The sequence below is a fragment of the Chitinophaga niabensis genome (assembly GCF_039545795.1).
Lineage (GTDB): Bacteria > Bacteroidota > Bacteroidia > Chitinophagales > Chitinophagaceae > Chitinophaga > Chitinophaga niabensis_B.
Genome location: NZ_CP154260.1, coordinates 3536620 through 3548204, shown reverse-complemented (window position 1 = coordinate 3548204; position 11585 = coordinate 3536620). Strand labels below are relative to the sequence as shown.

Sequence of the window (11585 nt, the reverse complement as noted above, 5' to 3'; positions counted from 1 at the left end):
GTTATGAACATGAAGAAGATCAATTATATCATATTACTGATCGGGTTGCTCGCTTTCGGCGGATGCGCAAAATACCTGGATGTGGTACCCGATAATATCGCCACGTTAGAGAACGCATTCACCATGCGCTCAGAAGCAGAAAAATATTTATACACCTGTTATTCCTATTTGCCGCGGGATGGTAACCTGGTAGAAGACCCCGCCATGCTGGCAGGAGATGAAATGTGGGCTTTAACCAATCCCGGTTTCCCGGAGTTTGATCACCAGATGTTTAACATTGCCCGCGGTTTGCAGAACACCGTGAACCCTTTTTCCGAGAACTCCTGGGTAAGCCTCTACCGCGGTTTACGTGATTGCGGCATCTTCCTGGAAAATGTAAACAAAGTACCGGACCTGGAAGCCCAGGAAAGGAAAGAATGGATAGCAGAGGTCACTTTCCTGAAAGCCTATTATCATTTTGCACTGGTAAGAATGTATGGCCCTGTTCCATTGATTAAGAAAAATCTGCCGATAGATGTAGACCTGAATGCCGTAAAAGTATATCGCGATCCAGTTGATTCATGCTTTAGCTATATTGTACAGTTACTCGATATCGCCAAAGATGACCTGCCCCTGATCATTAATAACCCTGCCAGGGCATTAGGCCGTATCACCAAACCCATGGCCTATTCCCTGAAAGCAAAAGTGCTGGTCACTGCTGCCAGCCCTTTGTTCAATGGGAATACTGATCAGGCTTCCCTGAAGAGCAATAACGGTATATTGCTCTTTAATCCGAATGTAGTGCCGGCAAAATGGACAGCCGCCGTTACTGCCTGTAAAGAAGCGATTGATATCTGCCACTCCGCAGGCATGAAGATCTATACTTACAATCCGGCCTTCCAGCAATTCCAGCTGAAGGATACCACAAAGATCCAGATGGGCCTTCGTTCTGTTATTACAGAAAAATGGAACAGCGAGATCATCTGGGCTAATACGCAAAGCAATGCAGACCTCATTCAGCGGGTAGCCACACCCAATGTTGATCATCGGTATATAGACAATCCCCGGATCGTATCAGAACTGGCTCCGCCTTTGAAGATCGTGGAGATGTTTTATTCTGATAAAGGAGTACCCATTACAGAAGATAAAACATGGAACCAGTCCGCCGCCATCACCCGCGTAGCACAGGATGGCCATAAACTCAATATCCGCCAGGGATATACCACCGCTGCGCTGAATTTCGACAGGGAGCCGCGTTTCTATTCCAGCCTTGGTTTTGATGGTGGTGTTTGGTATGGACAGGGTTTTTATGATGATGGCAGTCCTAATGCGCTTTATTATGTAGCAGGCAGAAAAGGGCAGCCCAACGGAAAAGTGCAGCCGGATAAAGGTTCCGTAACAGGTTATTATGTAAAGAAGCTGGTGCATTACCAGAACACACAGGGATCCGTGGTGAATGATTACACGATCACTTCTTATCCCTGGCCCGTTATGCGCCTGGCGCACCTGTACCTCATGTATGCGGAAGCATTGAATGAAGTGAATGGCCCCACGCCGGAAGTGCATGAATACATCAACAAGATACGTGAACGTGCCGGTTTGAAAACGGTGCAGTATTCCTGGGATAACTATTCCAAAACACCTAATAAGTATACTACCAAAGAAGGCATGCGGGAGATCATCCAGCAGGAAAGCATGATAGAGCTGGCATTTGAAGGCCATCGTTTCTGGGACCTGCGCCGCTGGAAACGTGCATTGACGGAATTCCGCAGGGGCATTGAAGGATGGGATATTGAACAATCCGATCCTGCTTTCTACTACCGGAAGAAAGTACTGTTCAACCTGCAGTTCACACTCAAAGATTATTTCTGGCCTATTAAAGAAGAAACATTGATCACCAACCGTAACCTGGTGCAGAACATTGGCTGGTAAGGAACTTATTCAATCAAATCCTACAAGTAATTTTTATGAAGATATTCAACTTGATTACGGCTATCTGTTTCCTCTTCCTCTGCAGTAAATGCAAGGAAGAAGACCGGCTGGACCATTACGCAACGGGAGCAGGGGCACCACCGCCTGTAACAAATGTGAGGATCGTGAATACGCCTGGTGGCGCAGTGCTCACGTATGATCTGCCAAAAGATCCCAATCTCTCTTATGTAAAGGCAGTGTATGAAATACAACCCGGTGTTTTCAACGAAGCCAAATCATCTTATTATACTGACACGCTGGCGCTGGCAGGATATGGTGATACCAGCCAGCATGAAGTGAAGCTCTACAGTGTGGGCAGGAATGAGAAAGCCTCCGAACCTGTAGTGTTAAAGGTGAAACCTTTGACCGCACCTGTGATCGTGGCCTTTGATTCCCTGAAGCTGGAAGCTGCATTCGGCGGTGTAAAGATCCGTTACCAGAACCTCCTGGAAGCTAACCTGGCCATTGTTCTCATTGCAGATACTTTGAATAATGGCATATGGGTACCATTGCAAACCTTTTATACAAGGGCTCCCGGTGGCACCGTTTCCTTCCGTGGACTACCTTCCTCAGAAAAGAAATTTGCCATTTATCTGCGGGACAGGTGGAACAATAAATCTGATACACTGGTGAAAACACTCACACCACTGTTTGAAGAGAAAGTACCTAAACCTTTCAAAGCACTGATCCTGCCAACGGATGAAACCATCCCTGTTGAACCGCCTTATACTTTGGATAAGATGTGGGACGACCTGGTAGACCAGGGCATCTTTGCTTCCCGCCACAGTACAGTAACGCCACAGTGGTTCACAATAGACCTTGGTAAGAAGGTGGTGATCAGCCGGATGAAGATGCATCAGCGGGCACCTAATTACACCTATACCGGTGCAAATGTGAAATCCTTTGAATTATGGGGCAGTAACGATCCTGATACCAATGGCGGCTGGACCAAATGGACCATGATAGGTAGTTTCCAGTCTTACAAACCATCCGGCTTGCCGGCAGGTAAAGTAAGTGCGGAAGATATCGCCTATGCACATACGAACGGAGAAGACTTTGATGTGCAGGAGATCCCGCAGGCCTATCGCTATGTGCGTTTCAAAACCACCGCTACCTATGGCGGCGGCCCGCAGGTAACCATCGCAGAACTTTCATTCTGGGGGCAGATTCAATAATGCTTAAACAGCTATATATGAGAACAAAAATATTTATCGGCGTCATTGCTTTACTGGTAGTAGCCGCCTGTAAAAAGATGGACGATAACTACAAACAATATATTATACCCGGTGGTATTGTATACCCCGGTAAACCTATCCAGGCCAAATTTCATCCTGGTAAATACCGGGCAATGGTTTCCTGGAAAAGAGGTACTGATCCCAAGATCACCAAAGCACGCATCTATTGGAATAACTTTACTGATTCCGTGGAAGTTCAGATCGCTCCTAAACAGGATTCAGTTTCCCATATCTTCACCAATCTCCAGGAAAATATTTATTCCTATACCATCAGAACAATGGATGAGAATGGTAATAAGTCCGTTCCGGTAGAGCTTACCGGTTCTGTATTCGGGGACCGCTACCAGGCATCTTTATTGAACCGCGCGATTGCAAGCGCCACCATAGGTGAAGACGACAAACTCACCATCATATGGGGAGCAGCAGATACTACAAATGGTGCCCGTGCAACAGAAATACGTTATACCACAACAGGCGGGCAAACGGCTATCGCTTCTTTTCCTGCAAAGAAAGATACCAGCTATATTACAGGCGTACAGGGCAGTGGCGGTTTTGAATACCGCACCGTATTCACGCCTGATACATTAGCTGTTGATACTTTCTACACGGAATACCAGCAAATACCTGCCAATTTTATGCAGATTGCCCGCACTACCTGGACGGCCACAGCAGACACTTATGAATTAACCGGCCAGCTACCCAACGGTGCGCCATCAAAAGTACTGGACGGAGATGCCGGTACCTACTGGCATACCAATCACAGTAAATCACCGGTAGCAGGTTATCCGCACTGGCTGGCATTCAACATGAACCGCCGCGTGAAAGTGGACCGTGTGGTATTAACTTCCAGGAGTGATTATATAACTGCTGATTTTACAGACTTCATTGTACAGGGTAGTGATGATGGTACCACCTGGCAGAACTACGGGAACTTCACCCTCGCTGAAATTGCAGGGCCGCAGGTTTTCACGATCACAGGTGCCCCTGTGATGAGACATATAAGGATCTGGCAGGTCAGGAATGCAACCGGCTCACCGCACTCTCATCTCGCTGAGTTTTCCGTTTATGGAAGCTTTGCACCATAATTTGGTAAGGAAAAGGCGGTGTTTTTTACACCGCCTTTTTTGTATCTTTGGATATACCTTCCCATAGTTTTAATATTATTTTATCCTTTCTTCACATAGGCCTTGCAGAGTTCTTTCAAAGCTCTTTCAAAGCTCTTTCATTGCTTCGGCTTTTTTGGTTAATATAGCACCATTAGCGGTCCGGCAAAGCATTAAAGGCAGCGATCGTGGCAGCCGTTTGCGGTTTACCCTTGGAGGCATCCCAAAAGGCAGTCTGCACCAGAACGCTCTGCGCCTGTGTCACCCTTTTCTTATTGATCATACTGAACACCTGCTGCATATCCTTATCCTGGGTAACAGGGAAGGAGTTGTTATTCGTAAAGGAAATGCATACCCTTACCAGGCCACCCACCCCTTTGGCATCCTCTTCTGTTTTATGGTCACAGAACTCCGTAGCAAACACACTGTAGCCCTTAATAGCCCCTGTGATGGTGATACCCGCCGGGAGGTTGAATGGAAGGCCGGTTAAACTGATCCCATTGCATAAGCTGCCAAGGTGATGTATCCAAACTACTTAAAAGCCGCCTCGTATCATGAGGCGGCTTTTAGCGCTCTATATACCGCGTTGTGTAGAATAGTAAGATGATCTTCTTCCGGTAAAGGCATGAAAACAGCACCCAGTTGTTCCGCCAGTTTCTTTGCATCCTCTTCCATTTGTTTCCCTTCCGTTCCTACCAGAATAAAAACCTTTTCTTTACCGGTCTTCTTTGCTTGTAACAACAGCGACTCATTATCCCACCACAAGCTCGGGCTTACAATTATGTAGTTCGAAAACAAAGCCGGTTTCTTCAACAATACTTCTGTAGCCAGCAAGCCTCCCAGTGATTGCCCTATGATTGTTTTAAGCGGTTTCGTTTTAAATCTCTTCTCTATAAACGGCTGCAATTCCTTTTCCAGGAACGTTATGAACTTAGCAGATCCGCCTGTTGTGGGAAAATCTTTTTGATCCTTTTCAATGGTAGTAGGAAAAGTAAAATCCCTTTTCCTATCCACATTGGCAATGCCCACCACAATAGAAGCCGGCATTTTTCCGATCATGCTTAAGAACTGCACGATACCGCTGATATGTACAAAGTCTTCACCGGCAGAACCATCCAGGAGGTAAATAACCGGGTAGCTGGAATCAGGTGAGTATCCATCCGGTAAATAGATATTCAGTGTACGGGTTTCGTTTAGTACCCTGGAGTGGACCTTTTCTACCGGTCCCAGTTCGAACTGCTGGGCAGAAGTGGTATGGCATAAAACGAAGAGGATCAGAATAAGCGATAAATATTTCATATGATAGAATTAATTAAAAGTAGCGCTATTATGCAAAATCCGGTATTTGGCATTTTACTTTTTTCACCTTAATTTGTTTTACGCTTAATTCCCGATCATGCCCCAAATTAACCTCAACGACTTCTTTAGGAGCAGTAAAGCCTACCTGATTGCAGTAGGCGACTATAAATTTCCTTCCATTGCTAATCTGAATAGCCCGAAAAGAGATGTAGCTGCATTGAAGGAAGTGTTGGAACAACACCATGGATTCACTATTCCTCCATTAACGTTACCAAATCCGCTTATAAATCCCGATTCCAGCCAATTGCTGGACTTCCTGGATGCAATAGCCGCTCAGGAAGATGACCGGGTGATCCTCTATTTTGCAGGCCATGGTATTGCTATGGATAGCGAAGGAGAGCCGGAAGGTTATTTACTGGCAACAGATGCCGAACCAGGCAATTGGAGCAGCTTTATAAAAATGAGCGAAGTACTCAAACGTATCGGTGGTATGAAAGCCCGGCATCTGCTCATTGTTCTGGATTGCTGCTATTCGGGAGCCTTTCGCTGGGCACAGCACACAAGAGGACCGGGGAGTGATGTTCCTAAAACAATTTATTATGAGCGCTTCAGCCTTTATGCAAAGAATAAAGCCTGGCAGGTTTTAACTTCTTCTGCTCATGACCAGAAAGCAATTGATACATTGAGGTTAGGTAAAAGAGAACAGGAGGGGGACGGAAGTTTATCACCATTTGCACAGATCCTGGTAGATGCACTTAAAACGGGTGAGGCAGATATGCGCTATGGCAATACCAAACCGGATGGCGTGATCACCGTCACTGAGCTGAGCTTCTATTTGCAGAACAGGATCTTTGAGCAGTTATACAACGAAAATATCAAGGCAGATAAACAACAGGTTCCTTCCTTATTCCCTATCACCGACCCGGCGGCAGGTAATTATGGAAGTGGTGAATTTGTTTTTTTAAATCCCTCACAGGTTATTGATAATGCAGTCAGGTTATTAAACAGTACACATACCAATCCCTATAAAGGCCTGGAATCATATGGGCGCGGAGATGATAAGATCTTTTATGGCAGGCAGCGGGTATTGGATGGCTGGCAGGAGGGTACAGCAGATTATATAGGATTAATTGCCGCTGCTAAAAAATACCAGGTACTGATCGTAACAGGCCCTTCAGGTATTGGTAAATCTTCCCTTGTAAAAGCAGGACTGCTTTCTTTATTCCCGGAGAAAGATGTTGTGGATATCAGGCCGGGTAAAACACCTTTTCAGCAGCATGAAATAAAGCTGGCTGAATTAAATCATGCGGGTAGTCGAAAAGTGTTGCTGATCGATCAGTTTGAAGAACTCATCACAGTATGTGATTCAGAAGAAGAGCGGCGGAAATTTGAGATGGCAGTGGCAGCATTGGCAGAGAAACACCTGGTTATCTTAACCGTTCGTTCCGATTTTGAAAACCAGTTCAAAGATTCTCCGTTATTAGCAATTAAAGATACAGGTAAAAAGTACCGCTTTATCGTACCTCCTTTTTCCAGGGAAGAGATCCAGCAGGTAGTTACCCAACCGGCGGCACAGGAGTCACTGGAGTTTAAACCACATCAGAACGGCCCTAAAGAAGCGGAACGGTTTATCAATAACATAGTGGACGAAGCATTTCAGAATCCGGGCTCCATGCCTTTGCTTTCCATGGCTCTGAGTGAGTTGTGGGATAAAAAAGAAGGAAACAACCTGCTGGAAGCAGAGTATATTAAATTTGGCGGATTGGGGGGTATCCTGGACAAGAAATTTACAAAAGAATACGATGCATTGGCGGACGATGCGCAAGGCCAGAGATTATTTCAGCAACTGGTTTTCCGCATGATCTCTTTTGAAGGTGCCCGTACCTCCAAACGCAGTGTATATACAAAGCTGGATGATCCGGGTAACAACCCTTCCATAGACGATGAATTGCGTTTTTCTGATAACAGGTATACCGCACAGATAAAGGAAATTGCATCAAAGCTGGTAGAAGCCCGTTTGTTAAGAGCAGATAAGGATGAGTTTGAAAAACCCTATATTGAACCCTCTCATGATGCATTGCTGCGCACTTCTTCCCTGGTGGCAAAATGGATTAAACCTATGCAGGAGAAAATTCAACTGCATAAATCAGTCAGTGATGTTTCCATCAGCTATCAGCACAGCAGCATACAGGAAAGGAAGGATTATCTGAATTCATGGGCCAATCATCCCCGCTTGCTGGAAGCAAAGAGGGAGATCAGCGGCTGGCTGAATAGTATTGAGGAAGATTTTATCCATCATGCCTATGCCCGTAAGATCAGGGTAAAGAAGGTGAGGAACTGGACGTTTGGTATTGTGGGCACTATTATTACCTGCCTGGCCGTTTTTGCAGGTATCCAGGCTGTTCAATCCGCCAGGGAGGCAAAAAAGAATAAAGCCCTATACCTGGCGGCAGAAAGTGATAAGTTTGGCGCCACGGAAAAGTTGTCCCTTTTAAAGAGGGCATATGCGATCCATCAGGATACTTCCATCTATCAAAAGATGCAGGCGCTGTTTAACCAATATGATTATTACAACCCTTTTGCGATAGCCAAATGGGATGCGAAAGAAAAGGATAGTATTGATAATATGGCATTTGACAAACACCTGCCCGGCATAGATATTTTGCTCAAAGGAGGGAAGCGGGTAACATGGGATTTTGTAAAAGACAGTGCACTGAACGATATTACTCCTCATCCGCTTAACTACTCCGCTTCTTCAGATGGAGTACAGGTCTATGTATTGGATCATCGGAATTATAAAGTACAGGCACTTGCCTATACGAGTCTTGATGGAAGTCATGTACAGGCTGACTCAGGATATATTGATCTGCTGGTTGCAGATTCCAATCATCTTACTTATGTCCTCCGGCTGGATAGTAATATGCAGGCGATCTATAAAAAGCAATTGACCTTGCCGGCAGATCATGAGCTTAAATACCTTGGCGCCGGGTATTTTGCGGTGTCGGAATTTTCAGCGAACAGCTATTTATATAATGCCAGGGGAGAACTGATAGATACCAGGCCTCCCAATGTTAACATCATTGGATTACAAACTATTAATGGGAAACTGGTTGAATTGTTGCTAAAAGAAGATGAGGGGTTGGCATTGGCTGAAGTGGGTAGCAACAACCCCCCCAGGTTTTTTCCGGCGCCTGTTTACATCAATTATGGATATACCGCCTTTGGTTTTCATCCTTTGCAGGATTCTGCGGCCCTGGTTGTAGTTTATAATCCTCCTCTTGAGGGGCCGGGAGGTCAATCTACTGAATTATATGTTATAGACCTCAAAGCAAACAGGCTTAAACAGATATTTAGAACCAATTTCAGTTTTAATACTTTTGAATTGTCCGCCGATAGTACAATGGCTATTGGGACCAGTGAAAAGGACTCCTGTTATATCTTTGATCTGAAGCAGCAAAGATTGCTGAATGTTACCCGATATGATGGCCTGGAGAATGCGGTTTTCAGGGGTGATAATAATGTCTATTGTATTACCGCTAAATCTGCCGTTGGTTATACAACTGCAGTACGCGATTCGGCCGGGAACTTATTAAATACTATTGAGTATTCATATCAACCACTTTCTATAGCGATCGGATCCGGCAATAAATTTATTTCCATGCTTTTCCCCGGTTCTTCCATACTCGTATGGGAGTTGCATCCGGCTTTTAATCCCAGGCCATGGGGAGATGAATTAGATGCGACAACATCCTCCGGGTCTTTTGAAGTAAGTACGATCCGCATTGATAGCCCGGGCCTGTTTATTGAAATTGATGCATCCATATCTGCAGGACAACCTATTAACTATGTTTATTATCATAATTATAAGCTGCACACTTTTAATGCAAATGATGATAGTGCTATGATCACCAGACCGGTGCCTAAGGGGAAGCTCCTGGAATATAGCACCTTCCATTATCCGGATTCAAATAAGACAATCAGGGATTTTATCTATGGAGAAAAAAAATGGAATCAATTATTTACCGGCGAAATAAAGTCCCTTACCGGGTATGATCTGAATAGTAAAGATTCGCTTAAAGGATTCCTGGATAAAAACTTTATTATTGGCGAAGCATTCGGTCAGTTCTTTCTTTTAAATGAAGGAGTGCTTTTCTTATTTGATAGATCCGCTTCCGCAGACCCGGATCCTTTCTCCCCCGGAGAAGTAGCCGGAGGTGCATTATTTGATGCCGGCAATAATGTGCTGATGGTTACAAAGAATGGGACTGTTTACATAAAAAGAACACGCCGGTATATGGATTCATTTATAGCAAATGGATATACTATTCCTCCTAATCCGCTCATGTGGACAAAGATTAAGGTTTAATGGTCCGCAGCCCAATAGTCTCCGTTTGCCAGGCTATAGTTGCGGATGGCTTCATTGCAGGGATGTTAAGGTGTTTGGTATCCACATTCACGCCATCCTGCTGTAGCCCGAGTGTACTGATCTTTTCCTTTGCGATAAACAGTTTAAGCCATTCAGTAATAGTTGTATAACCGGCCTCAAGATAAGGTGGGTCAATTTGCATGGGTATTACATCCTTTTTTATTCCATCTTCTATTAACTCCAGCCAAACCTCCTTCCCGGGGCTTAATATTATATCAGCAAAGAAAGTGGGCGTTATGCTGTAATCAAAACCCAGCCATGCATGTGTAATATACAGGATGGAAGTACCGGTGTTTTTTATCAGTAACTTTATGAAAGGCTGTGTCCCCGATGCCTTATAATACAGGTCTGTAATAATACCACGATGCGGTACCGGTTCAAAGCCGGTTGCATGGGAACGAAATAGTTGAATGGAGTAATCCGCGTCAGTTAAACCATTGCCGGGGTTGCTGAGTTCCAGTATATGTTTCCATAGCTCTGTTTTCCCCGGCCCATCCTGTATAGTAGCTTTATAGGCACCGTGCCCTGTATGCAATCCCTGAATAGGAAATATAGCGGAAAGATCAGCAGATACTGTGCCCGTGATATAGGTTTCACCTATCCCTTCAATCATCAGTTTATTCCCTTCTTTAATTCCCTGCAAAGGCCCTGCTTGCAGGCACCATTTAAACTGAGGGTCATAAAATACAAAATGAAAAGCTTCTCTGCTCTTAGAACCTGCGGATAAGAAGATCCGGTCTTTATCAGATGCAGGAAGCCCTCCGTTAAGATGAAACAGTGGCTGCTGGTCTTCCACCATATTCCTTACAAGTATAGCTGTGCGCTTTAACAGTTCTTCATAATTAATTTGTGCATTACTGGCGTAGAGTGTTTTAAGCAGTGCATATGTAAAAGCACCATGTACTTTCCCGTCAATGATCAGTTCTTTAGCGGTTTGTGTATTTTGAGAAGCAGCAAGATGAATATGTTTTCCCTCTTTAAATCCATTTGCATCGTATCCCAGATACTCCTTTACAGACGCAGGAAAGTGTTCCTCGCTGCCGGTAAGCATACGTTCGGTAATACTTATATCTTTTGTAATAGTACCCGCATGGCAGCAATCTGTGATGGCAATAAACTGTACCTGTTCTTTGCCCTGTAAAGCATTCCAGATCAGAAAGCCCATTTCTTTATCGATAAGGTCCCTGCCACCCGGCATCCGGCTGTCCATACAAACAAACGACTGAACATTGACATTATCACTATTGATAAGGTCGGCAGGGGCTGCGCAAAATGAGCCATGGCCACTGTAATAGAAAAGACAGATATCACCCGCTTTAGCCTTACTGAAAACATCAAATGCATCGATAATATATTGCCGGGTGGGCTGCTTTTCGTCATTGTCTGTTAAAGTGGTAATGTGTATCGCTACAGCAGGGTCATTATCATATGCAAAGTGCAAGTATGCTTTTATGGCTAATACATCATTTATACAACCCTTCAAGGGCTTGTCCGGGTAATTGTTGATGCCTACCAGCAGTGCGTAGATGGACGACATTTCCATGGGATTAATCTGATTGTCAAATTAAGCCT

Annotated in this window: 7 protein-coding genes; 4 read left to right on the top strand and 3 right to left on the bottom strand. The window is 44.7% G+C overall.

The window, feature by feature from the left end; all coding sequences use genetic code 11:
• Window positions 1–3 precede the first annotated feature (3 nt).
• From AAHN97_RS13765 to AAHN97_RS13755, 3 genes are read left to right on the top strand one after another with little or no spacing between them, the layout of a single operon-like run.
• Window positions 4–1911, top strand: a complete 1908-nt coding sequence (locus AAHN97_RS13765) for a RagB/SusD family nutrient uptake outer membrane protein (protein WP_343308219.1) — start codon at window positions 4–6, stop codon at window positions 1909–1911.
• Between the two features lie 35 nt (window positions 1912–1946).
• On the top strand, window positions 1947–3125 hold the full coding sequence (locus AAHN97_RS13760; RefSeq protein ID WP_343308218.1) for a DUF5000 domain-containing lipoprotein: 1179 nt from the start codon (window positions 1947–1949) through the stop codon (window positions 3123–3125).
• 17 nt (window positions 3126–3142) lie between these two features.
• A complete protein-coding gene (locus tag AAHN97_RS13755; protein WP_343308216.1) occupies window positions 3143–4270 on the top strand; it encodes a DUF4998 domain-containing protein in 1128 nt (375 codons plus the stop codon).
• Between the two features lie 172 nt (window positions 4271–4442).
• On the opposite strand, the gene AAHN97_RS13750 is transcribed toward AAHN97_RS13755, so the two are convergent.
• Both AAHN97_RS13750 and AAHN97_RS13745 read right to left on the bottom strand, forming a co-directional pair.
• On the bottom strand, window positions 4443–4712 hold the full coding sequence (locus AAHN97_RS13750) for a hypothetical protein (RefSeq protein WP_343308215.1): 270 nt from the start codon (window positions 4710–4712) through the stop codon (window positions 4443–4445).
• Window positions 4713–4840: 128 nt separating this feature from the next.
• Window positions 4841–5587, bottom strand: coding sequence for an alpha/beta hydrolase (locus AAHN97_RS13745; RefSeq protein WP_343308214.1), 747 nt, complete (start codon window positions 5585–5587; stop codon window positions 4841–4843).
• A gap of 97 nt (window positions 5588–5684) precedes the next feature.
• Between AAHN97_RS13745 and AAHN97_RS13740 the strand changes: the two genes are divergently transcribed.
• Entirely contained in the window at window positions 5685–9953 is a 4269-nt protein-coding gene (locus AAHN97_RS13740; RefSeq protein WP_343308213.1) for a caspase family protein, read from the top strand.
• On the opposite strand, the gene AAHN97_RS13735 is transcribed toward AAHN97_RS13740, so the two are convergent.
• Window positions 9943–11550: a caspase family protein gene (locus AAHN97_RS13735; protein ID WP_343308212.1), complete on the bottom strand. Its 1608-nt coding sequence runs from the start codon at window positions 11548–11550 to the stop codon at window positions 9943–9945. The two genes, AAHN97_RS13740 and AAHN97_RS13735, sit on opposite strands and share 11 nt — an antisense overlap.
• Window positions 11551–11585: the final 35 nt, after the last annotated feature.